Source organism: Agromyces badenianii (genome assembly GCF_003070885.1).
GTDB classification, from domain to species: domain Bacteria; phylum Actinomycetota; class Actinomycetes; order Actinomycetales; family Microbacteriaceae; genus Agromyces; species Agromyces badenianii.
On sequence record NZ_CP028913.1, the window covers coordinates 501,742 to 524,228 of the forward strand.

Annotated in this window: 19 protein-coding genes; 17 read left to right on the forward strand and 2 right to left on the reverse strand. The window is 66.3% G+C overall.

All coding sequences use genetic code 11. The features are described 5' to 3' along the window. The first annotated feature begins 117 nt into the window (after positions 1 to 117). The 10 genes from DCE93_RS02350 (at position 118) to DCE93_RS02395 (ending at position 12,645) form a co-directional block, all read left to right on the forward strand. Complete coding sequence (locus DCE93_RS02350; RefSeq protein WP_108594465.1) at positions 118 to 927, forward strand: slipin family protein; 810 nt, start codon at positions 118 to 120, stop codon at positions 925 to 927. A 57-nt stretch (positions 928 to 984) separates the two neighbouring features. Then, a complete protein-coding gene (locus tag DCE93_RS02355; RefSeq protein ID WP_244284223.1) occupies positions 985 to 2,412 on the forward strand; it encodes an APC family permease in 1,428 nt (475 codons plus the stop codon). Next, positions 2,409 to 3,395 (forward strand): cyclase family protein, encoded by a 987-nt coding sequence (locus DCE93_RS02360; RefSeq protein ID WP_108594467.1) that lies wholly within the window; start codon positions 2,409 to 2,411, stop codon positions 3,393 to 3,395. Before DCE93_RS02355 ends, DCE93_RS02360 begins: the two co-directional genes overlap by 4 nt. 114 nt (positions 3,396 to 3,509) lie before the next feature. Next, positions 3,510 to 4,340 carry an aldo/keto reductase gene (locus DCE93_RS02365; RefSeq protein ID WP_108596543.1) on the forward strand — a complete coding sequence of 277 codons (831 nt, stop codon included), beginning with the start codon at positions 3,510 to 3,512 and terminating at the stop codon, positions 4,338 to 4,340. 69 nt (positions 4,341 to 4,409) lie between these two features. Further along, positions 4,410 to 5,900 (forward strand): MFS transporter, encoded by a 1,491-nt coding sequence (locus tag DCE93_RS02370; RefSeq protein WP_108594468.1) that lies wholly within the window; start codon positions 4,410 to 4,412, stop codon positions 5,898 to 5,900. A gap of 149 nt (positions 5,901 to 6,049) precedes the next feature. Continuing rightward, a complete protein-coding gene (locus DCE93_RS02375; protein WP_108594469.1) occupies positions 6,050 to 7,111 on the forward strand; it encodes a LacI family DNA-binding transcriptional regulator in 1,062 nt (353 codons plus the stop codon). 154 nt (positions 7,112 to 7,265) lie between these two features. Beyond that, positions 7,266 to 8,810, forward strand: coding sequence for a multiple monosaccharide ABC transporter ATP-binding protein (gene mmsA, locus DCE93_RS02380; RefSeq protein WP_108594470.1), 1,545 nt, complete (start codon positions 7,266 to 7,268; stop codon positions 8,808 to 8,810). After that, positions 8,807 to 10,162: a multiple monosaccharide ABC transporter permease gene (gene mmsB / locus DCE93_RS02385; protein ID WP_108594471.1), complete on the forward strand. Its 1,356-nt coding sequence runs from the start codon at positions 8,807 to 8,809 to the stop codon at positions 10,160 to 10,162. The genes mmsA and mmsB overlap by 4 nt, the downstream gene beginning before the upstream one ends. 77 nt (positions 10,163 to 10,239) lie before the next feature. Beyond that, positions 10,240 to 11,358 (forward strand): substrate-binding domain-containing protein, encoded by a 1,119-nt coding sequence (locus tag DCE93_RS02390; protein WP_108594472.1) that lies wholly within the window; start codon positions 10,240 to 10,242, stop codon positions 11,356 to 11,358. 342 nt (positions 11,359 to 11,700) lie between these two features. Next, positions 11,701 to 12,645 carry a type IV toxin-antitoxin system AbiEi family antitoxin domain-containing protein gene (locus tag DCE93_RS02395; RefSeq protein ID WP_108594473.1) on the forward strand — a complete coding sequence of 315 codons (945 nt, stop codon included), beginning with the start codon at positions 11,701 to 11,703 and terminating at the stop codon, positions 12,643 to 12,645. Between the two features lie 118 nt (positions 12,646 to 12,763). On the opposite strand, the gene DCE93_RS02400 is transcribed toward DCE93_RS02395, so the two are convergent. Next, positions 12,764 to 13,147: a glyoxalase superfamily protein gene (locus DCE93_RS02400; protein ID WP_108594474.1), complete on the reverse strand. Its 384-nt coding sequence runs from the start codon at positions 13,145 to 13,147 to the stop codon at positions 12,764 to 12,766. A 168-nt stretch (positions 13,148 to 13,315) separates the two neighbouring features. Here DCE93_RS02400 and DCE93_RS02405 point away from each other — a divergent pair, with 168 nt between their 5' ends. Further along, positions 13,316 to 13,891, forward strand: coding sequence for an HhH-GPD-type base excision DNA repair protein (locus tag DCE93_RS02405; protein WP_108594475.1), 576 nt, complete (start codon positions 13,316 to 13,318; stop codon positions 13,889 to 13,891). A gap of 12 nt (positions 13,892 to 13,903) precedes the next feature. Here the strand turns inward: DCE93_RS02405 and DCE93_RS02410 are convergent, their stop codons facing one another. Further along, entirely contained in the window at positions 13,904 to 14,701 is a 798-nt protein-coding gene (locus tag DCE93_RS02410; protein WP_108594476.1) for an alpha/beta fold hydrolase, read from the reverse strand. 487 nt (positions 14,702 to 15,188) lie between these two features. Here DCE93_RS02410 and nrdH point away from each other — a divergent pair, with 487 nt between their 5' ends. The 6 genes from nrdH to DCE93_RS02440 all read left to right on the forward strand — a co-directional run bounded on the left by nrdH (position 15,189) and on the right by DCE93_RS02440 (position 22,408). Continuing rightward, positions 15,189 to 15,422 (forward strand): glutaredoxin-like protein NrdH, encoded by a 234-nt coding sequence (gene nrdH, locus DCE93_RS02415; RefSeq protein ID WP_056005481.1) that lies wholly within the window; start codon positions 15,189 to 15,191, stop codon positions 15,420 to 15,422. Positions 15,423 to 15,482: 60 nt separating this feature from the next. Beyond that, positions 15,483 to 15,899 carry a class Ib ribonucleoside-diphosphate reductase assembly flavoprotein NrdI gene (gene nrdI, locus DCE93_RS02420; RefSeq protein ID WP_108594477.1) on the forward strand — a complete coding sequence of 139 codons (417 nt, stop codon included), beginning with the start codon at positions 15,483 to 15,485 and terminating at the stop codon, positions 15,897 to 15,899. 5 nt (positions 15,900 to 15,904) lie between these two features. Beyond that, positions 15,905 to 18,037, forward strand: coding sequence for a class 1b ribonucleoside-diphosphate reductase subunit alpha (gene nrdE / locus DCE93_RS02425; RefSeq protein ID WP_108594478.1), 2,133 nt, complete (start codon positions 15,905 to 15,907; stop codon positions 18,035 to 18,037). 259 nt (positions 18,038 to 18,296) lie between these two features. After that, complete coding sequence (gene nrdF, locus DCE93_RS02430; RefSeq protein ID WP_074262001.1) at positions 18,297 to 19,319, forward strand: class 1b ribonucleoside-diphosphate reductase subunit beta; 1,023 nt, start codon at positions 18,297 to 18,299, stop codon at positions 19,317 to 19,319. Between the two features lie 10 nt (positions 19,320 to 19,329). Then, positions 19,330 to 20,214: a hypothetical protein gene (locus DCE93_RS14395; protein WP_146184921.1), complete on the forward strand. Its 885-nt coding sequence runs from the start codon at positions 19,330 to 19,332 to the stop codon at positions 20,212 to 20,214. A gap of 403 nt (positions 20,215 to 20,617) precedes the next feature. Continuing rightward, positions 20,618 to 22,408, forward strand: a complete 1,791-nt coding sequence (locus DCE93_RS02440) for a hypothetical protein (RefSeq protein WP_146184922.1) — start codon at positions 20,618 to 20,620, stop codon at positions 22,406 to 22,408. Positions 22,409 to 22,487: the final 79 nt, after the last annotated feature.

The following is a 22,487-nucleotide window of genomic DNA, read 5'->3' on the forward strand; positions in this document are numbered from 1 at the left end:
CGCCCGCCGCCTCTCGTGCCCCTGCCGCCTCTCGTGCCCCTGCCGCGCATCGCCGGAGGAGTGGGACAATGGGAGGAGGCGCACGGCACGTCACCGGCGCCGAGGAGATGATCTCCCATGGTCTGGTTCTGGGTGACCCTGGTCATCGTCGTCATCCTCGCGATCGTGCTGTTCTTCATGTCGGTGAAGATCGTGAAGCAGTACGAGCGCGGCGTGGTGCTCCGGTTCGGGCGGCTGCACAGCGTCCGTGACCCGGGCATCCGGTTCATCATCCCGATCGTGGACGTGATGACGAAGGTCTCGCTGCGCATCGTGACCGTGCCGATCCAGTCGCAGGGCATCATCACCCGCGACAACGTGAGCGTCGGGGTCTCGGCGGTCGCGTACTACCGCATCGTCGACCCGGTCAAGTCGGTGATCGCCATCGAGAACGTGCGGTCGGCGATCGACCAGATCGCGCAGACCACGCTCCGCAAGGTCGTGGGGCAGCATCACCTCGACGAGACCCTCGCCGAGACGGCGAAGCTCAACATCAACATCCGCGAGATTCTCGACGTCGTCACGGTCGAGTGGGGCGCGCAGGTCACCCTCGTCGAGCTCAAGGACATCCTGCTGCCCGACTCGATGAAGCGGGCCATGGCACGGCAGGCCGAGGCCGAGCGCGAGAAGCGGGCGAAGATCATCGCGGCCGAGGGCGAGGCGCTCGCCGCGGCGAAGCTCGGCGTTGCGAGCGACACGATGATGTCGCATCCCCTCGCCCTGCAGCTGCGCACTTTGCAGACGCTCGTCGAGGTGGGGGTCGACAAGAACACGCTGGTGGTGTTCCCGGCGCCCTTGATGCACTCGATCAGCGAGGTCACCAACTTCATCGATCGGGAGGCCGCGACCGCGCAGGTGCGAGGCGGTGCTGGTCTGGCAGGATCTTGACGAAGACTGTCAACTCTGCCAGCAGCACCGGCAGAGCGGATGCCCCAGAATGAGCGGGTGACTTCGAACGACATCGCCGTGGCCGCCGGTACGACACCGGGGCAGGCGCCCGCGGCACCGCCCGCCGGCGACGACGCGCAGCCGCACCGCGGCAGCCTCGGGCTCGTGCAGGGCACCGCCCTGTACGTCGCGAGCGTGCTCGGCACCGGCATCCTCGTGCTGCCCGGTCTGGCCGCCGCTGCCGCGGGCCCGGCCTCGATCGTCGCGGTGGCCATCGTGCTCGTGCTCTCCATTCCGCTCGCCGGCACGTTCGCCGCCCTGGCCTCGCGCTACCCCGATGCGGGCGGCGTCGCGAGCTACGTGCGCCGCGCACTCGGCGACACCGCGGCCCGCATGGCCGGGTACTGGTTCTTCTTCGGCGTCTGCTTCGGCGCCCCCGTGCTCGCGGTGCTCGGCGGCGAGTACGTCGTGGCCGTGCTCGGCATCGACCGCGCCGCCGTGCCGATCATCGGCTTCGCGGTCTTCGTGCCGCCGTTCATCATCAACTGGTTCGGCGTGCGCGTCGCCGGGTGGGTGCAGTTCGTGCTCACCGGGCTGCTCGTCGCCGTCGTGGTCGGCGTGGTGGCGGTCACCTTCCCGGCGGTCGAGGCGTCGAACTTCGAACCGTTCCTGCCGAACGGCTGGGGCGGGGTCGGCGTCGCGGTCAGCCTCTTCGTGTGGGCGTTCGCCGGCTGGGAGGTCGGCACGCACATCGCGGGCGAGTTCAAGAACCCGCGCCGCGTCATCCCGCTCGCGACGGGGATCGCCATCGTCGTGGTCGGCGCGGGGTACCTCGCGCTGCAGTTCGTCACGGTCGCGGTGCTCGGCGACCGCGCCGGCGACGGGCAGGTTCCCCTGCTCGACCTCGTCGAGGCCACCGCGCCCGGCATCGGGCCCGTGCTCGTCGCGATCGTCGCGGCGATCGTCACGCTCGGGGTGATGAACGCCTACCTGCCGGCGTTCGGCAAGCTCGGGGCGGCCCTCGGCCGTGACGGCGACCTTCCGCGCTTCTTCGCGAAGGGAGCGGCCGACGGCGAGGTGCCGCGCCGCGCGCTCGCGCTCACGGGTGTGCTCATCCTCGTCTACTTCGGGCTCATGCTGCTCAACGACCTCGATCTCACGGGGTTCATCCTCATTCACACGAGCAGCATGGTGGCCATCTACGCCGCTGGCATGCTCGCCGCCACGCTGCTGCTGAAGCGCTGGTCGTTCGGCTGGTGGCTCGCCGTCGTCGCGACGGTCATGACGGCCGGGCTGCTCGTGCTCGCCTGGGCGAACCTTCTCGTGCCGCTCGTGCTCGCCGCTGCCGCCGTGCTCGTCACGATCGTGCGCCGGGTGCGCGGCCGTCGAGCGGTCGTCGGCGCGCCCGCCACCGTCGGCGCGCCCGCCACCTCGGGCACGCCCGCCACCGTCGGTGCGCCCGCCACCTCGGAGGAGAGCGAATGACCGAGTACCGGGCCCGATTCGACGCCGCCATCACCTTCGTCAACGGGGGCGGCCTGCGTGCCGAGGCCTTCCGGCTCGACCTGCCGTCGCCCAGCGTCTCGGAGGCGCAGATCGCCGAACTGCTCGTGCGACACCTCGGCCTCGCGCTCGTCGAAAGCGTCGAGCTCTCGAACCTCGAAGTGGTGGAAGAGGCGCACCGCGGCTCGCGCGGCGTCGGCGCCGAGCCGGCATCGGCAACGGCAGCGGCAGCGGCCGCGGCATCCGCTGGCACGAGCGGCCACGCGGCATCCGCTGGTCGTGCGAGCGCGCAGCGCGGCCGGCTCGTCGACCTCAGCCATGTGATCAGCGCCGGGCTCGTGACGTACCCGGGCATTCCGGTGCCGGCGATCACGCCGCACCTCACGCGCGAGGCCTCGCGGGAGCACTACGCGCCGGGCACCGAGTTCGAGATCGACGTCATCGCGATGGCGGGCAACACCGGCACCTACCTCGACAGTCCGTTCCACCGTTATGCCGACGGCGGCGATCTCGCGAGCCTGCCGCTCGAGACGCTCGTGGGCGTGCCGGCCGAGGTGTTCAGATTGACGGATGCCTCGGCGCGCGGCATCCCAGCAGAGGTCTTCTTCGACCGCGAGCTCGCCGGCACGGCGGTGCTGCTGCACACCGGGTGGAGCCGTCACTTCGGCCGGCCCGAGTATGCGCACGGATCGCCGTTCCTCACCGAGGCGGGTGCCAGGCACCTCGCCGATGCCGGCGTCGCGCTCGTCGGCATCGACGCGCTGAACATCGACGACACCGAGTCGGGTGGTGAACGCCCGGCGCACTCGATCCTGCTGGCGGCCGGGATCCACGTCGTCGAGCACCTCACCGCCCTCGGCGACGTGCCCGTGCGCGGGGCGAGCTTCACCGCGGTGCCGCCGCGGGTCGCGGGGTTCGGCACCTTCCCGGTGCGCGCGTTCGCGGAGCTGCCCGTTCCAGGATGACCCGTTCGACGCCGCATGACCGAGCCCATGCGCCGGCGCCGCAGGCCCGCGGAACATCCCGATCGATCGCGCTCGGCGGTGGCATCCGCCACCATCGTGGGTGAGGATGGACAGATGACCGCTCCCGTGTACCCCCTCCGCGACGGCAACTCGATGCCCGCGATCGGGCTCGGCACGTACGGGCTCAACGACCAGGCCGGCATCGACGCGGTCACCGCCGGCATCGCCGACGGGTACCGCCTGATCGACACGGCCTACAACTACGGCAACGAAGAGGTCGTCGGCGAGGCGATCCGCCGTACCGAGGTCGATCGCAGCGATCTCGTGATCACGACGAAGCTGCCCGGTCGACACCACGGCTTCGACGAGACGATCGCGAGCTTCGAGCAGTCGCGCTCCCGGCTCGACCTCGACTGGGTCGACCTCTACCTCATCCACTGGCCGCTGCCGCGCATCGACAAGTTCGTCGACAGCTGGCGGGCGATGATCTCGCTCCGCGAGAAGGGCCTCGTGCGCTCGATCGGCGTCTCGAACTTCACCTCCGCGATGCTCTCGAGGCTCATCGACGCGACAGGCGTCATCCCCGTCGTCAATCAGGTCGAGTTGCACCCGTACTTCCCGCAGGAGGAGCTTCGCGCCTTCCACGACGAGCACGACATCCGCACCGAGAGCTGGAGCCCGCTCGGCAAGGGCACGGAGTTGCTGCGGGAGCCGGTCGTCGTCGAGATCGCCGCCGCCCATGGCGTCACTCCGGCGCAGGCGGTGCTGCGCTGGCATGTCGAGCTCGAAGCGGTGCCGATTCCGAAGTCGTCGGATGCCGGGCGCCGACGTGAGAACTTCGACGTCTTCGATTTCGCGCTCACCACCGAAGAGGTCGACGCCATCTCGGCGCTCTCGCGCGGGCGCATCTGGGCCGGCGACCCCGACACGCACGAGGAGTTCTGAGGTGCCCTCGATGGAATTCCCGGCGGCGCGCTCGAGTTCACGTGCGCTCGACCTTCTGGGGTCGACCAGGTGACCGAATCCTCAGCCCCGACGCCTGCGCCGACCTCGACCGACGACGAGCCGGTGACGACGGGTGCTGCGCCGGTGGGTGCCGCGACGGCGGGTGCTGCGACGGCGGGTGCCGCCGGTGCTGCGCCGGCGGGTGCTGCGCCGGTGCGCGGCCCGCTCTCGAAGCCGTACCGCTGGCTCTCGATCGGCATGTTCTCGCTCATCTTCCTCGCGGCGTTCGAGGCGATGGCCGTGACGACGATCATGCCGCTCGTCGCCCGGCAGCTCGACGGCGAGTCGCTCTTCGCGCTCGCCTTCGCCGTGCCGCTCGCCGCGGGCATCATCGGCATGGTCATCGCGGGCAACTGGACCGACCGGTCGGGCCCGCTGCCGTCGCTGCTCACCTCGGCGGCGCTGTTCGTGGTCGGGCTCGTGATCGCCGGCACCGCGGTGAACATGGAGGTGTTCATCGTCGGGCGCTTCGTGCACGGTCTCTCGGGTGCCGCGGTCGTCGTGCCGCTCTACGTCATCGTCGGCCGGGTCTACCCCGAGGCGCTGCGGGCACGGGTCTTCGCGGGCTTCGCCGCGGCCTGGGTCATTCCCTCGATCGTGGGTCCGGCGCTCGCGGGCCTCGTCGCCGAGGCGATCAGCTGGCACTGGGTGTTCCTCGGCGTCATCGTGCTCGTGGTGCCCGCAGCGGCCATGATGCTGCCGCCGGTGCTGCGAGTGCGCGATCAGGTGCAGGGCGACCCCTCGGTGCCGTGGAGCGTCAGCCGCGTCGGGTGGTCGGTCGTCGTCGCCGGCGCGGCGCTCGCGGTCTCGCTCTCGAAGGAGCTCGGCGACCCCTGGCGCTGGGTGGTCGCGGTCGCGGCGATCGCGCTCGCCGCCTTCGCCGCCCGGCCCCTGCTGCCGCCGGGCGCCCTCCGGATGGCTCGCGGCATGCCCGCGACCGTGATGCTGAAGCTCATCGTCGCCGGCGCGTTCTTCGGCACCGAGATCTACCTGCCCTACCTCTTCATCGAGCGGTACGAGTTCTCACCGAGCCTCGCCGGTGCGGTGCTGACGGGAGCCGGCGTGACGTGGGCTGCGGCATCGTGGCTGCAGGGGCGACTCACCGATCGTGTCTCGAACACCCGGGCGGTCGTGCTCGGAACGATCACGCTCACGGTCGCCCTGGTCGTCGTGCTCGTCGTGGCGATCTTCACCCTGCCGCCCGCCATCGCCTTCGTCGCCTGGACGTTCGCGGGCGGGGCAATGGGATTCATGTACCCGAGGTTCTCGGTCGCGGTGCTCGCCCTGTCGCCGGTCTCCGCCCAGGGCTTCAACAGCGCCGCGCTGACGATCTCGGAGTCGCTCGGCGCCGCCATCGCGCTCGCGATCACGGCCCTCGTCTCGAGCGCCGTCGGCGCCGGCATGTTCGCCGCCGACTTCGCGGTGACGGTGGCGATCGCGTTCGTGGGAGTGCTGCTCGCGAGACGCGTGCGGCCGATCGGCGGCTCGCGCTCGAGCTGAATCCCCGGCGAATGCCCGGCGTTTGCCCGGCGATCGTCCGTCGACGCCCCGTCATGTGACTGTCACACGTCACACAGGCGCGAGAATCGGCGCGCGCGTGCATAATGGAAGCGCCGCTGATGTGAACGTGCACATCGGGGTGATCGGTCATGGCAGTGAATCCTGAGACTCCAAAAGGGCGGGCGCCCAGCATCCGCGATGTGGCGCGCCTCGCCGAGGTGTCCCACCAGACCGTCTCACGGGTGCTGAACGACCACCCGAGCATCCGGCCCGAGACCAAAGAGCGCGTGCTGCAGGCCATGGAGACGCTGCAGTACCGGCCGAACCGGGCGGCGCGGGCGCTCGTCACGAGCCGCTCGCACACGATCGGAGTGCTCGCCTCGACAGGCACCGCGTACGGCCCGGCGACGAGCATCGCCGCGATCGAAGACGCCGCCCGCGAGCACGGCTACTACGTCAACACCGCGAACCTCGCCGACGCTTCGCCCGCCGGCATCGCCGACGCCCTCGAGCACCTCATGCTGCAGGCGATCGAGGGGCTCGTCGTCATCGCGCCACAGGTGCGGGTCTTCGAGGTGCTCGCCGCCTCGCCCATCGGCGTGCCGTTCGTGAGCCTGCAGTCGACCGGGCGCAGCGATCACCTCGCCCTCTCGGTCGACCAGGTCACGGGTGCTCGCCGTGCCACGCAGCACCTCGTGAGCCTCGGCCACCGCGAGATCGTGCACATCGCGGGTCCGCAGGACTGGATCGAGGCCGAGGCGCGCATGCGCGGATTCCTCGACGCGATCGACGACGCCGACCTCAGCCTGCACCCGCCGATCCTCGGCGACTGGAGTGCGGACTTCGGGTACTTCGCCGGCCGCGAGCTCGCACGCCACCTCGACTTCACGGCCGTGTTCGCGGCGAACGACCAGATGGCGATCGGGCTCATGCACGCCTTCCGAGACGCGGGCCTCGACGTGCCCGGCGACCTCAGCGTGGTCGGCTTCGACGACATTCCCGTGGCGCGGCACGTGTGGCCGCCGCTCACGACGGTCTATCAGGACTTCCGCGAGATCGGCCGCCGTGCGGTCGCGCTGCTCCTCAACCAGGTGCACGGCCGCGAGGTGCTCGAGGTCGAGGAGATCGTGCCGAGGCTCGTCATCCGGGGCTCGTCGGCCGAGGCATCCGCCCGCCGCCCCCGTTATGCAAGCGTGACTGACTCGGCTTGACAGCGGAGAGTCACGGATGCACCATTGGTGTCGATGTGAACGGTCACACGTGACCACTCGCAGGAACCGCCCCGAACGATTTGACATCGAGGTCGCACGTGAACCAGTCGCCGACGACACCCCTCCGGCGCCGCGCCATCCCAGGAGGCCGGCGATGAGCCCCCAGCCCATCCTCGAGATGCGCTCCATCACCAAGGAGTTCCCGGGCGTCAAGGCGCTCGCGGATGTCTCGCTGACGGTGATGCCCGCCGAGATCCACGCGATCTGCGGCGAGAACGGCGCCGGCAAGTCGACGCTCATGAAGGTGCTCTCCGGGGTCTACCCCCACGGCACCTACACCGGGCAGATCATCTTCCGCGGCGAGGAGGTGCAGTTCCGCGACATCCGCCAGAGCGAGCAGGCCGGCATCGCGATCATCCACCAGGAGCTCGCGCTCATCCCCGAACTCTCGATCACCGAGAACATCTTCCTCGGCAACGAGATCAACCACGGCGGGCGCATCGACTGGCGTGCGGCGAAGGTGCGGGCCATCGACCTGCTCGCGCGCGTCGGACTCGACGAAGACCCCGACACGCAGATCAAGCACCTCGGCGTCGGCAAGCAGCAGCTCGTCGAGATCGCGAAGGCGCTCGTGAAAGACGTGAAGCTGCTCATCCTCGACGAGCCGACGGCCGCCCTCAACGAAGATGACTCGCAGCACCTGCTCGACCTCATCCGTGGCCTGAAGGGCAAGGGGATCACCTCGATCATGATCTCCCACAAGCTCAACGAGATCGAAGAGGTCGCCGACGAGATCACCATCATCCGCGACGGCCACACGATCGAGACGCTCAACGTGAGCGAGGGCGGCGTCGACGAAGACCGCATCATCCGCGGCATGGTCGGCCGCTCGCTCGAGAGCCGCTTCCCCGACCGCACGCCGCACATCGGCGACGTGTTCTTCGAGGTGAACGGCTGGACGATCCAGCACCCGCAGGTGCCCGAACGACTCGTCGTCAAGGGGTCGAGCCTCAATGTGCGACGCGGCGAGATCGTCGGCCTCGCGGGCCTCATGGGCGCCGGCCGCACCGAGCTCGCGATGAGCATCTTCGGGCGCTCCTACGGCAACTACCTCTCGGGCACGATCGTGAAAGACGGCAAGGAGATCGTGCTGAAAGACGTCGAGTCGGCGATCGATCACGGTCTCGCCTACGTGAGCGAAGACCGCAAGCAGCTCGGGCTCAACCTGCTCGATTCGATCAAGCGATCGGTCGTCTCGGCGAAGCTGTCGAAGATCGCCAAGCGAGGCGTGGTCGACGACTCGCAGGAGTTCGGCATCGCCGACGACTACCGCAAGCAGCTGCGCATCAAGACGCCGAGCGTCGACGCGGGCGTCTCGAAGCTCTCGGGCGGAAATCAGCAGAAAGTCGTGCTGGCGAAGTGGATGTTCACCGACCCCGACCTGCTCATCCTCGACGAACCCACCCGCGGCATCGACGTCGGCGCCAAGTACGAGATCTACACGATCATCCAGTCGCTCGCCGCGCAGGGCAAGGGCGTGATCCTCATCTCGAGCGAGCTGCCCGAACTGCTCGGCATCGCCGACCGCATCTACACGGTGTTCGAAGGCCAGATCACCGACAACATCCCGGCATCCGAAGCGAACCCGGAGGCGCTCATGCGCAGCATGACCTCCGCGAAGAAGAAGGCGAACGCATGAGCACGACGGCGAACGACCCGGCCGCCCAGAAGAAGGGCGGGCTCTCCGACATCCGCAAGATCTTCGGAGGCGGCCAGTCCAGCCTCCGCCAGTTCGGCATCCTCGGCAGCCTCATCGTCATCATCGTCATCTTCCAGATCTGGACGAACGGGCTGACGCTCTCGCCGACGAACCTCATCAACGTCGTCAACCAGTACTCCTACATCCTGATCCTCGCGATCGGCATGGTGATGGTCATCATCATGGGCCACATCGACCTGTCGGTCGGCTCGGTCGCGGCGTTCACCGGCATCATCGTGGCCAAGTCGATGGCGGAGTGGAACTTCCCGTGGCCGCTCGCGATCCTGCTCGGCATCGCGGTCGGCGTGGCGATCGGCGCCTGGCAGGGCTTCTGGGTCGCAGTCATCGGCGTGCCCGCGTTCATCGTGACCCTGGCCGGCATGCTGATCTTCCGCGGCGGCAACCAGTTCATCGGCCAGTCGACGACGACTCCCGTGCCCCAGGAGTTCGGCCTCATCGGCGCCGGATACCTGCCCGAGCTCGCCGTGCCGCTGAACTTCAACGTGTTGACGATGCTGCTCGGCGTGGTCGGCGCCGGCTGGATCATCTGGAACGAGATCCACCTGCGCCGCGTGCAGAAGAGGATGGGCTCCGACTCCGCGCCCGTCTGGGTGAGCGCCGTCAAGGTCGCCGTGCTCGCCGGCGTCATCCTCTGGGCGGCCTGGCTCTTCGCCACCGGCCGCCCGGGCACGAGCTTCCCGATCTCGGGCATCATCCTCGTGGTGCTGGTCATCCTGTACTCGTTCATCACCCGCAATACGATCTTCGGTCGCCACATCTACGCGGTCGGCGGCAACCGCCTCGCCGCCACGCTCTCGGGCGTGAAGGACCGCCGGGTCGACTTCTTCGTGATGATGAACATGTCGGTGCTCGCCGCCGTCGCGGGCATGATCTACGTCGCCCGGGCCACGGCCTCGGGCCCGCAAGACGGCAACGGCTGGGAGCTCGACGCGATCGCGGCCGTGTTCATCGGCGGCGCGGCGGTCTCGGGCGGCATCGGCACCGTCATCGGCTCTATCGTCGGTGGTCTCGTGATGGCCTTCCTCAACAACGGCCTGCAGCTCATCGGCGCCGGCGCCGACGTGGTGCAGATCATCAAGGGCCTCGTGCTCCTCCTCGCCGTCGGCGTCGACGTGTGGAGCAAGCGCCAGGGCCGCCCGTCGATCCTCGGCCTCTGGTCGGGTCGCCGGAAGTCGCGCCTCGAGACGCAGTCGCCCGAGGAGGCGCCGACCGTCGCTCCGACGTCGCAGTCCAACCTGTCGTCGCGGCCCGAAGACCTCACGCGGCGCTGAAGAGCTCGCCGTGGCATCCGCTCATTCGTCACCAACCAAGACAAGTCCCGCAATCCCAATCAGAAAGTGAATGATCAATGAAGAAAATCACTCTTGCGGCCACCGCCCTCGCTGCGGTCGCCGCACTCGCCCTCTCGGGCTGCGCGGGTGGCGACCGCGGTGGAGACACCGACGGCGAGTCCGGCGCCGCCGGCTTCGCGGCCGACTCGACGATCGGCATCGCCCTGCCCGACAAGACGTCGGAGAACTGGGTGCTCGCCGGTGCGCTGTTCGAAGAGGGTCTCTCCGAGGCCGGCTTCAAGGGCGACGTGCAGTACGCGCCCGCATCGAACACCGTCGCCGAGCAGCAGAACCAGATCTCGGCGATGGTCACCAACGGCGCCAAGGTCATCGTCATCGGCGCGAAGGACGGCAAGCAGCTCGGCACGCAGCTCCAGCAGGCTGCCGACGCGGGCGTCAAGATCATCGCCTACGACCGCCTGATCGAGAACACGCCGAACGTTGACTACTACGTCGCGTTCGACAACTTCAAGGTCGGCCAGCTGCAGGGTGAGGCGCTCCTCGACGGTCTCGAGCAGCGCTCGGGCCACGGCGCCCCGTGGAACGTCGAGCTCTTCTCGGGCTCGCCCGACGACGCCAACTCGGCCGTGTTCTTCAACGGCGCCATGGAGGTCCTGCAGCCGAAGATCGATGACGGCACGCTCGTCGTCGTCTCGGGCCAGACCGACATCGCCCAGACCGCGACCCAGGGCTGGGAGGCCGAGAACGCGCAGAGCCGCATGGACTCGCTGCTCGCCGCGAACTACGGCGACAAGAACATCGACGGCGTGCTCTCGCCGAACGACAACCTCGCCCGCGCGATCATCACCTCCACCAAGCAGGCCGGCAAGGACATCACGACGGTGACCGTCACCGGTCAGGACTCCGAGGTCGAATCGGTCAAGTCGATCATGGCGGGCGAGCAGTTCTCGACCATCAACAAGGACACGACCCTCCTCGTGGAGCAGACGATCAAGATGATCCAGCAGCTCCAGAAGGGCGAAGAGGCCGAGGTCAACGACACCGAGCAGTACGACAACGGCGTGAAGGTCGTTCCGGCATACCTGCTCGACCCGGTCATCGTGACCAAGGAGAACGCCGCTGAGGCGTACCAGAACAACCCGAACCTCCTCGAGATCGTGACCGCGGCGGGCTAGGTCTCGCCTCGCACCATCCGCACGTCGGCCCTCGCTCCTCCGGGAGCGGGGGCCTTCGTCGTGCGCGCCGCGCGCCGCGCCCGCGCCCGCCCGCTGCACGCCCAGCCGCCGCCCCCGCCGCACGCCGCGCCGCCGCGCGCGCCCGCCGCCTCCGCACGCCCCTCGCCCCCCCCGCCCCGCCGGTCGGGACCACTCTTGTCGCACCGGACACGGGATGTCGCGTGTCCGGTGCGAAAAGAGTGGTCCGGGCGCTTCTCCTCCACATGTCGACACTCGCTGCCGCTGCCCACAGTCGACGGTGCCGGCACCTCGAAGACGTGTCGGCCGCGACATCATCGCCGGATGGACGAACGTTTCGAACTCGCCGCCGCGATCGGTGGGGGCCTCATTCGCACGCGCGACCTGCGCGAACTCGGGGTTCACCCCGCGGCGGTGCAGCGACTCGAGCGCGCCGGATCGCTGGTGCGAGTGCGCACGGGTGTCTACGCGCTGCGTGAAGAGTGGCAACAGCTCACGGCAGATGAACGGTATCGACGACTCGTCGTCGCGACCGCCGGGGCCGCGAGGCATCCGCTCGTCGTCTCGCACCGTTCCGCCGCAGCCCTGCACCGGCTGCCGATGCTCGGCGCAGCGCCCACCATCGTCGAGGTCGCGGAGCCCGGTCGCGGCGGTGGCCGGCGCACCGAGCACGTCTCGACGCACCGAGCCGGTCCGGCTCCGGCTGTCGAGACGATCGACGGGGTGGTCTGCACGTCGCTCCTCCGCACGCTCGTCGACCTGGCGATCATCCGGCCGCTCGTGCACTCGGTGCCGATGCTGGATGCCGCGCTCTCACGCCCCGGCATCACCCGAACCGGGTTGGCGTGCGAACTCGAGCACGTCGATCCGACCCGGGGTCGCGCGAAGGCGGCGCACGCCATCGCGTTCGCCGATCACCGCTCGGGCAGCGCTGGTGAGTCCGTCAGCCGGGTGCGCATCCACGAGCTCGGCTTCGAGTCTCCCGAGCTGCAGGCGCGCTTCGAGGGGATCCTCGGCTCGGTCGCGCTCGTCGACTTCTACTGGCGGGGCATCCGGCTCATCGGCGAGTTCGACGGGCGCATGAAGTACCTGCGCAGTCTGGAGGTGAGCGGCCTCGACCCCGCGCGGGTCGTCTACGAGGAGAAGCGCCGCGAAGACGCGCTGCGCCGTATGGGCGAGCGGATGGTGCGCTGGGACTGGCAGACCGCGTGGGCGCCGCGTGACCTGCACCGGTTGCTCAGCGAGTTCGGCGTGCCCCGGCGGCGGTGAGGACCACTCGTTTCGCACTGGACGCGCGATATCGTGCGTCCGGTGCGAAATGAGTGGTCCCGAAGCCGTGCGCGGCGCGGGTGGCGCGGCGCGCGCGGCGGGCGCGGCGGGGCGCGGGCTAGGCCTGCTGGCTGTAGTCGGGCAGCTCCTGGAGGGTCCAGCGGTTGCCGTCGGGGTCTTTCAGGGTGACGAAGCGGCCCCACGCCTGCTCGTCGACGCCCTCGGCCTCGACGCCCTTCGCGCGGAGCTCGGCGAGCACCGCGTCGGCATCGGGGATGACGACCTGGATCGAGTCCTGCGAACCCGGCTCCATCGTGCCCCCGAGGCCCTCGCCGATCGCGATGGAGCATGCCGAGCCGGGCGGAGTGAGCTGCACGAATCGCAGGCCATCGTGCACGCGCTGGTCGTGGTCGGGGTTGAAGCCGAGCTTGTCGACGTAGAACTCCTTCGCGCGGTCGACGTCGGTGACGGGCACGAAGATGAGCTCGATCTTCCAGTCCATGGTGACTCCTCGGGGTTCGATGCGATCCGTCCCATCGAATCGCCTGCTCCGAGGCTAGACAACGATGCGGCCAGATACTGTCCGCATTCGATGGCGAGCGGATGCCGCGGGGCGCGGGTGCCGCGCCCGCCACGTGCCATCCGTTCGACCGGGTGGAAGGATGGTCGCATGGCATTGCACATCACGGGGGAGCAGGCCGCCGACGAGCTGCTCAGCGACGACGCGTTCGCGCTGCTCACGGGAATGCTCCTCGACCAACAGGTGTCCATGGAGTCGGCGTTCGCCGGGCCCGAGAAGATCCGTTCGCGCATCGGCTCGATCGATCCGGCGACGATCGCGGGCTACGACCCCGAGGCGTTCGCCGAGGTGTTCAAGCAGTCGCCGGCCGTGCACCGGTTCCCCGGATCGATGGCGGGGCGCGTGCAAGCGCTCGCCGAGGCCGTCGTCACCGACTGGGGCGGCGAGGCATCCGCGATCTGGACGCAGGGGGACCCCGACGGCGCCGAGGTGCTCGCGCGACTGAAGAAGCTGCCCGGCTTCGGCGACCAGAAGGCGAAGATCTTCCTCGCGCTGCTCGGCAAGCAGTGCGGGCTCACCGCGCCCGGCTGGCGCGAGGCCGCGGGTGCATACGGCGACGAGGGCGCGTTCCGCTCGGTGGCCGACATCGTCGACCCCGAGTCGCTCGCCAAGGTGCGCGCCACGAAGCAGGCCGCGAAAGCGGCGGCGAAGGCCGCGAAGGGCTGAGCCGCGCCGCCCTCAGCCGACGAGGAACCGTGCGATCGTGAGGGCCATCGCCTTCGGATCCCACGCGTGATCGCGCGCCGGCACCGTGCCGAGTTCGGCGTGCGGCAGGTTCGCGATGAGCGAGTCGGCCGCCGGGCGCATGAGGTCGAGCGTCTGCTCGCCGACGAGCACGAGGGTCGGCTGCATGATGCCGGCCCAGAGCGCTGCCCGCGACGCACTCTGGGTCCAGGCGAGCGCCTCGGCGTCGGGCTCGAGGCTCGGCCCCATCGCCGTCATGACCGGCCAGCTCGGGCCCGCCTTCGCGGCGGCGAGCCACTCGGGCGGCATGTCCTTCATGAAGTACTCGATGGTCGCGGCGCCGTCGCCGGCCGCGATGCGTTCGCGCAGCCCCGCCAGGAACTGCTCGCCGTCGGTGCCGAGCTCGGCGTCGAGCGGCACCTCCCACAGCACGAGCTTCGAGACCGGCAGAGCGGATGCCGCGGCCGCGAGTGCGATCGCTCCGCCCGAGGAGCTGCCGAACAGGGCGACGGCATCGTCGGCGCCCTCGGTGGCATCGGCGATGAGCGCGCGGAGGTCGTCGATCGTCTGCTCGAGGGTGATCGGCGCCTCGGCGGGGCTCTCGCCGCGCCCGCGCCGGTCGTAGTGCACGACCGAGAAGCCGTGCCCGGCGAGCTCCTTCGCCATCTCGGTGGTGGCCGGGTCGAAGGCCCGGAACTGCATCGCGCCGTCGACGAGGATCACCGGCGGACCGGAGCCCTGCCGGTCGTAGGCGATGCGGGTGCCGTCGGCTGAGGTCGCGAACTCGGTCATCTGGTGCTCCCTTCGTCTCGCTCGGGGTCAGGCTACGCCGTCGCCCGGAGCGCGACAACGGCGCGATCTCGAGGGGAAATGGGGGTCTCAGTGCGGCGCCGCGGCCGACCCCGAGATCGCCCCGCGCGTCGCGCCGCAGAAATGTCGGTGGGTGGTGGCATCGTTGGTCTCACAACACCATATGTAGGGGTCGGCCGGGCGAGACGCCCCCATGGGTTCCGATTCGCGACACGCCCGGCATCCGTCCACAGGCCAAGAGTTTTCGAAGTCACCGGGTGTGGATAACCCGGGTCGGAGCCGCGGAAATCCGCTGGTCGTCGAGGCATCCGCTGTTCATAAGCGGTGGATAACCCCGTGGATAACTACACGAATGTAACTACAGCATGTTGTGGCAGTCGAGTTCCGCGAACACAAGATGTAGTATTGAAGAACCAAATGCAACACCGGGGGACAGGCTCCTCCAGAGCCTGAGAACGAGGGGAAAACAATGACGGTCACGGTCTACACCAAGCCTTCTTGCGTGCAGTGCAACGCGACGTATCGCGCCCTCGACAGCAAAGGCATCGAGTACGAAGTGCTCGACCTGTCTGTCGATGAGAGTGCCCTCGCGCAGGTCAAGGAACTGGGGTACCTGCAAGCCCCCGTCGTCATCACCGATGAGGGCCACTGGTCGGGGTTCCGCCCCGACAAGATCGACGAGCTCGCCTCGCGCCTCGCATAGCGAGCGCCGGTGAACTCGGGGGAGTGAACCGGTGAGGAACGCAGTCGCGAAGGACGCACCATGACGAATCTGGTCTACTTCTCGAGCGTTTCGGGCAACACGAAGCGTTTCATCGAGAAGCTCGGCCGCCCTGCGGCCCGCATCCCGCTGCACGTTCGTGAAGAAGCCCTGCACGTCGACGAGCCCTATGTGCTCGTCGTGCCGACCTATGGCGGCGGCGACGGCAAAGGCGCCGTGCCGAAGCAGGTCATCCGCTTTCTGAACGACCCGCGCAATCGCGCACTCATCCGCGGCGTGATCAGCGCCGGCAACACCAACTTCGGTACGGCCTTCGGTCTCGCCGGCGACATCATCGCCGGCAAGACCGGGGTGCCGCACCTCTATCGCTTCGAAGTATTCGGAACCCCCGACGACGTTCGCGCCGTCAACGATGGATTGGACGCATTTTGGCAAACGCAGCAGCAACTGACGGCGTAGCGCTCATGGACGCACCGCGCACGGCGACCGGCATGGACTACCACTCGCTCAACGCGATGCTGAACCTCTACGGCGAGAACGGCGAGATCCAGTTCGACAAAGACCGCGAGGCGGCGCGCGAGTACTTCCTGCAGCACGTCAACCAGAACACCGTCTTCTTCCACTCGCTGAAAGAGCGCCTCGACTACCTCGTCGAGAAGGAGTACTACGAGCAGGCCGTGCTCGACCAGTACTCGTTCGAGTTCATCACCAAGCTCAATGACCTGGCGTACTCGAAGAAGTTCCGCTTCGAGACCTTCCTCGGTGCGTTCAAGTACTACACGAGCTACACGCTGAAGACCTTCGACGGCAAGCGCTACCTCGAGCGCTTCGAAGACCGCGTGGTCATGACCGCGCTCGGCCTGGCCCAGGGCGACGAGAAGCTCGCCGTCAACCTCGTCGAAGAGATCATCGGCGGCCGCTTCCAGCCGGCCACCCCCACCTTCCTCAACACGGGCAAGGCGCAGCGCGGCGAGCTCGTCTCCTGCTTCCTGCTGCGCATCGAAGACAACATGGAGTCGATCTCGCGCGGCATCAACTCCGCCCTGCAGCTCTCGAAGCGCGGCGGCGGCGTGGCGCTCTCGCTGAGCAACATCCGCGAGGCCGGCGCCCCGATCAAGCAGATCGAGAACCAGTCGAGCGGCATCATCCCTGTGATGAAGCTCCTCGAAGACTCCTTCAGCTACGCCAACCAGCTCGGTGCCCGCCAGGGCGCCGGCGCGGTGTACCTCAACGCGCACCACCCCGACATCATGCGGTTCCTCGACACCAAGCGCGAGAACGCCGACGAGAAGATCCGCATCAAGACGCTCTCGCTCGGCGTCGTCGTGCCCGACATCACCTTCGAGCTCGCCAAGAACGGCGAAGACATGTACCTCTTCTCGCCGTACGACGTCGAGCGCGTCTACGGCAAGCCGTTCGGCGACATCTCGGTCACCGAGAAGTACCGCGAGATGGTCGACGACCCCCGCATCAAGAAGACGAAGATCAACGCGCGCGAGTTCTTCCAGACCCTCGCCGAGATCCAGTTCGAGAGCGGCTACCCCTACATCGTGTTCGAAGACACGGTGAACAAGGCGAACCCCATCAAGGGCCGCATCAACATGTCGAACCTGTGCTCCGAGATCCTGCAGGTCAACACCCCCACGACCTACAACGAAGACCTGTCGTACAACGAGATCGGCAAGGACATCTCGTGCAACCTCGGCTCGCTGAACATCGCGCTCACGATGGACTCGCCCGACTTCGGCAAGACCGTCGACACCGCCATCCGCGGCCTCACCGCAGTGTCGAACATGAGCCACATCAGCTCGGTGCGTTCGATCGAAGACGGCAACGACAAGTCGCACGCCATCGGCCTCGGCCAGATGAACCTGCACGGCTACCTCGCCCGTGAGCGCATCTTCTACGGCAGCGAAGAGGGCATCGACTTCACGAACATCTACTTCTACACGGTGCTGTTCCACGCGCTGCGCGCGTCGAACGCCATCGCCAAGGAGCGCGGCGAGACTTTCGTCGGCTTTGAAGACTCGAAGTACGCCTCTGGTGAGTTCTTCGACAAGTACACGGATGCCGCGTGGGTGCCCGCGACCGCGAAGGTCACGCAGCTCTTCGCCGACTCCAACGTGCACATCCCGACGCAGGAGGACTGGAAGGCCCTGAAGGCCTCCATCCAGGAGCACGGCATCTACAACCAGAACCTGCAGGCCGTGCCGCCGACTGGCTCGATCTCGTACATCAACAACTCGACGGCCTCGATTCACCCGATCGCGTCGAAGATCGAGATCCGCAAAGAGGGCAAGCTCGGTCGCGTCTACTACCCGGCCGCGTTCATGACGAACGACAACCTCGAGTACTACCAAGACGCCTACGAGATCGGCTACGAGAAGGTCATCGACACCTATGCCGCGGCGACGCAGCACGTCGACCAGGGCCTCTCGCTCACGCTGTTCTTCAAGGACACGGCGACGACGCGCGACATCAACAAGGCGCAGATCTACGCATGGAAGAAGGGGATCAAGACGATCTACTACATCCGTTTGCGTCAGATGGCCCTCGAGGGCACGGAGCTGGAAATGTGCGTCTCGTGCGCGCTGTGAGCGAGCTGGGTGTTTCCTGAGAGAAAGCTGATAGACTTGGAACTCCGAAGCCCACCTGCGAAGGAGTTGCCATGGCCAAGTGTTCCAACAAGGACTGTGAGGAAGAGATCACCCCTGAATACGGATGTCCCCGGGGTTGGCATTATGAACTCGATGAGTTCACGCGTCGTCGACTCCGAGACAGCCTCGAACCACCGGAATTTCGACGCGAGGCAGCGTAGCGTCGCTAAATCACTGACTCATGAACATTGAGGATGATATGACTCTCACCGATCCTGTGAACTCGGCTCAGAACGACCCCGCGCACACGGGCGGCAAGCTGAAGCTGGTCAGCCACGTCAACGCGATCAACTGGAACAAGATCCAAGACGAGAAGGACCTCGAGGTCTGGAACCGTCTGGTCAACAACTTCTGGCTGCCCGAGAAGGTGCCGCTGTCGAACGACATCCAGTCGTGGAACACGCTGACGCCCGAAGAGCAGACGCTGACGATGCGCGTGTTCACCGGCCTCACGCTGCTCGACACGATCCAGGGCACGGTGGGTGCGGTCTCGCTGATTCCCGACGCGATCACCCCGCACGAAGAGGCCGTCTACACGAACATCGCGTTCATGGAGTCGGTGCACGCGAAGAGCTACTCGTCGATCTTCTCGACGCTGTGCTCGACGAAGGACATCGACGATGCCTTCCGCTGGTCGGTCGAGAACGAGAACCTTCAGAAGAAGGCCGCGATCGTCATGGAGTACTACCAGGGCGACTCGCCGCTGAAGCGCAAGGTCGCTTCGACGCTGCTCGAGTCGTTCCTCTTCTACTCGGGCTTCTACCTGCCGATGTACTGGTCGTCGCGGGCGAAGCTCACCAACACCGCTGACATGATCCGCCTCATCATCCGCGACGAGGCCGTGCACGGGTACTACATCGGCTACAAGTTCCAGAAGGGGCTCGAAGGGCTGTCGCAGGCCGAGCGCGACGACCTGAAGGACTACACGTTCTCGCTGCTCTACGAGCTCTACGACAACGAGGTGCAGTACACGCAAGACCTCTACGACGGCGTCGGCCTGACCGAAGACGTCAAGAAGTTCCTGCACTACAACGCCAACAAGGCCCTCATGAACCTCGGCTACGAGCCGATGTTCCCGAAGACCGTCACCGACGTGAACCCGGCGATACTCTCGGCGCTCTCACCCAATGCCGATGAGAACCACGACTTCTTCTCGGGGTCGGGTTCGTCGTATGTGATCGGCAAGGCCGTTGTCACTGAGGATGAGGACTGGGACTTCTAGATCGTCGATCGTGATCAACTTCAGCGACTATGAGCTGTTCACGTTTCCGGATCAGCTCGCTGGTGAACTGCAACAGCAGAGTGACCGCGGGCTCGCGGTGTTGGGTTCGGCCGGTCTTGAGTTCCTCCTTGAGCAGCTTCTCCGCGCTCGCATACTGGATCGTTCGGACACTAGTCAACTCTTTGGCGGCAGCGGCGCATTCTCGACGTTTTCTGCTCGCATTGCTGCCGTATTCGCGATGGGGCTTATCTCCCGCGATGAACACGGAGATCTTCAAACGATCCGGAAGATCCGTAATCGACTGACTCATTCAGTTGCGGACGCATCGTTGGACACTCAGCAGAACCGCGATCTGTGCCAAAAGCTGGTTCTTTGCGAGCGACTCTTTGCACCAAAGGTGATCCCATTCGCGGTTCTGCCGAACGGCCAACGCGGCGTTCCGTTGGACCCAACGGACTTCCCATTGCTTTCAGCAGAAGAACTGCAGCTGCCCGATAGCACCAATCCAAGAGTCAGATTTGCCGAGTCCATCCATGCCTTGGCACGAGCTCTGACCGCGAGGGTGACAGCGACTGAACGAGCGACGATGCCGCAAGAGTTCGAGTTTCCTGAAGAACCGCTAGCCCTCAGTCTCGAGAGGTTGATCGGTTCGCGGGAGACCCTTGCTGCAAAGCGGGAGGAGCTTGAGCAACGTATCGAATCGGAAAGGGCGAGGCTCGCGAAGGAAGGGAGAGCTCTGCCCGCCGAGTTGCTCGTTCCGATCGATAGAGATGACGATCGGATGGCGAATCGACAGCTCGACCTGTTCATCGCCATGGCGCGCTACTGCAATGACGTAGTCAGGCTCTCTCGCGAGAGCCACAGATCGAACGTACCGAATACTGCCGACGGGTAAGCAGTGAGGTGAGCTCCTCAACGTCGACTTGCTTGTGGGGCATCCCGCCGCGGACCACATTGTCGCTCGCGGTCATCAGCTCGATGCCGACCCCGCGTAGCTAAGCGTGAAGCAGCCCGGCGGGCGCGTACAGGCACTCGCCGCGCCACAGCCGCACCCGATTCATCAGGAGCGCGATGACGATGCCCAGGCGCCTCCGCCGACACATGAGGTCAAGGACACTCGTGGCTCTGGATCACCTCCGCGATACCGGAGGGAATCGGCGGTGGCGCCCACGGAGAGCATACGTGGACTGGGCAATGAGGCGAGCCCCGCATAGCGATTTGACACGAGCGAATTCGGACGGATGGGGTATCAGCGAGGCGAGAGTGAACCGCCGGAGAGCCCTGCGAGGATGAATGGTGTGGACGTCGAAGCATTGGCGGTGGCCAAAATACAAGGCATGGTCGGGCGCTGCCCCCATCTGAAACCGTTCCTTGCCTCGAACGACAAGACACCGTTCACAGATGGTCATATCGACGTCTACAACGGGGCGGGCCAGAAGAAGACGGATTGGATTGGCCGAGTTTCAGTGCAGGTCAAAGGTCGCACCCGCTCCGGAAAACAGCCACTCGAGCAGACGTTCAGCATTTCCCGAACTGACTTGCTCGCCTTCCAGAACGACTCGGGCGTGCTGTACATCTACGTCGCTGTCAGCAAGCAAGGCCGCTGTGCTCCTTACTACGCACTCCTGTCACCGTTCACCATCGAGCACTATCTCGGGCAAGTACCCGCAGATCAGAAGACGATTTCAGTCTTGTTCAAGAAGCTCAACAATGATCCACGCGAGATCGAGAGGATCGTTGGCGTCGCGCTCAAGACGAAGAATCAGAGCCTGTCACTGGGATTCGAACCTTCCCTCTTCGACAAGATGAAGAGCCTTACGTTGTACTCGGCAGCTGACCTGAACTTTGATGAACCGATTGTTCTCACGCCCGGCGAGGTTGACTACGCGCTGGAGATGACCACCGAGGGCGGGATGGCGGTGCAGCTCGGGGGCGTGCTTCACATCATTCCCCAGCAATACACCGAGCAAACGCTGGACGTAAGGATAGGCGCCGGCGGCGTGACGTTCGAACGGGCAACCGTGCGCCGAATCGACGCATTGACGGTTGAGGTTCGCCTCGGCGAGTGTCTCACTCTCGTTATGACTGATGCCGATCAAAAGAGGTTGTGGAATGTGAGCTTCGTGGCGCACAGCAACTTTGCTGCTCGCCTCAAGGCCGCAGAATTCCTCATTGGTCTCGTCGAAAGTGGAGCGATAGAAATCAATGGTGAAGTCACCCCGCTCGGGCGGGGGGCGACCGATAGGCGCCGCGAAATCGACGAGTTCCGAGGGCACCTCGCGTCCCTTTCGCAGCTGAGCGAGTTGTTCGAGCGACTAGGCGTCGACGGCAGTCTCGTGGACCTCGACGAGCTCCAGAATGAGCAGATCATCAATCTTCAGGCCTTACATCGCTCCTTCGTGGGGGGAGAGGAGATACGCAGCGATGACGGAGAAGTCTCTCGAAGCGTTCTTACTGTCGGTCGCTGGGCGCTCATGATCTTGACGGTGCCTGGAAGCAAGCCGAACATGTGGCGATACGTCGACCCATTCGACCCCGAGGCACCGCATATGTTCCGTTGGAGCGCCGACAGCGGTGACGAGAGCAGTGCCTTTCCGGTCACCGCCTACGACACTGTCGAGGCGGAATACCTCCCGATCCTCTTGAACCTCCACCTCGATTCAATCCTCGACGCGTATGAGGCGATTGCGGATCTAGAGCCGACGATGGGGCTAGCGAATCAACGCGTGCTCGCATTGATACTGGCTGCGGATGCCTCTGAACCTCGTCGCGATGAGTTCCTGCGCGCCGCTGACCTGGTAAACGAATGGGTCATATTCCACGTTGGAGAGAAGCCCGCACATCTGATCAATAGGTGGCAGATCCTATTGCGGAGGCATGAGCTGACGCCTACGGACCGAAACTCGATTCGAGCCCTGAAAAGCCAGATGTCGAGGCGGGTGGATCCGATGGCGGAGGAAGCTGAGCTTTCGTGCGCGCTGCTTCTCGGCGAAAACGATGAAGCCGACTATCTCGTTGGTCAGATGGCAGCGACGAAGCTGGAAGCGGTGCAGACTTGGCCGATCTGGAAGCTCCGACGCGGCAAATAAGCGTTGCGCCAGGCTGCACCAAAGCAATGAGAGCGGGCCGAGTCGGCAGTGGCGGTCGGAAATATCCGGCATCGTACGA

Coding starts and splice junctions, on each gene's coding strand:
- DCE93_RS02350 (WP_108594465.1), top strand. CDS start 118: ATGGTCTGGTTCTGGGTGACCCTGGTCATCGTCGTCATCCTCGCGATC.
- DCE93_RS02360 (WP_108594467.1), top strand. CDS start 2,409: ATGACCGAGTACCGGGCCCGATTCGACGCCGCCATCACCTTCGTCAAC.
- DCE93_RS02365 (WP_108596543.1), top strand. CDS start 3,510: ATGACCGCTCCCGTGTACCCCCTCCGCGACGGCAACTCGATGCCCGCG.
- DCE93_RS02375 (WP_108594469.1), top strand. CDS start 6,050: ATGGCAGTGAATCCTGAGACTCCAAAAGGGCGGGCGCCCAGCATCCGC.
- mmsA (WP_108594470.1), top strand. CDS start 7,266: ATGAGCCCCCAGCCCATCCTCGAGATGCGCTCCATCACCAAGGAGTTC.
- mmsB (WP_108594471.1), top strand. CDS start 8,807: ATGAGCACGACGGCGAACGACCCGGCCGCCCAGAAGAAGGGCGGGCTC.
- DCE93_RS02390 (WP_108594472.1), top strand. CDS start 10,240: ATGAAGAAAATCACTCTTGCGGCCACCGCCCTCGCTGCGGTCGCCGCA.
- DCE93_RS02395 (WP_108594473.1), top strand. CDS start 11,701: ATGGACGAACGTTTCGAACTCGCCGCCGCGATCGGTGGGGGCCTCATT.
- DCE93_RS02400 (WP_108594474.1), bottom strand. CDS start 13,147: ATGGACTGGAAGATCGAGCTCATCTTCGTGCCCGTCACCGACGTCGAC.
- DCE93_RS02405 (WP_108594475.1), top strand. CDS start 13,316: ATGGCATTGCACATCACGGGGGAGCAGGCCGCCGACGAGCTGCTCAGC.
- DCE93_RS02410 (WP_108594476.1), bottom strand. CDS start 14,701: ATGACCGAGTTCGCGACCTCAGCCGACGGCACCCGCATCGCCTACGAC.
- nrdH (WP_056005481.1), top strand. CDS start 15,189: ATGACGGTCACGGTCTACACCAAGCCTTCTTGCGTGCAGTGCAACGCG.
- nrdI (WP_108594477.1), top strand. CDS start 15,483: ATGACGAATCTGGTCTACTTCTCGAGCGTTTCGGGCAACACGAAGCGT.
- nrdE (WP_108594478.1), top strand. CDS start 15,905: ATGGACGCACCGCGCACGGCGACCGGCATGGACTACCACTCGCTCAAC.
- nrdF (WP_074262001.1), top strand. CDS start 18,297: ATGACTCTCACCGATCCTGTGAACTCGGCTCAGAACGACCCCGCGCAC.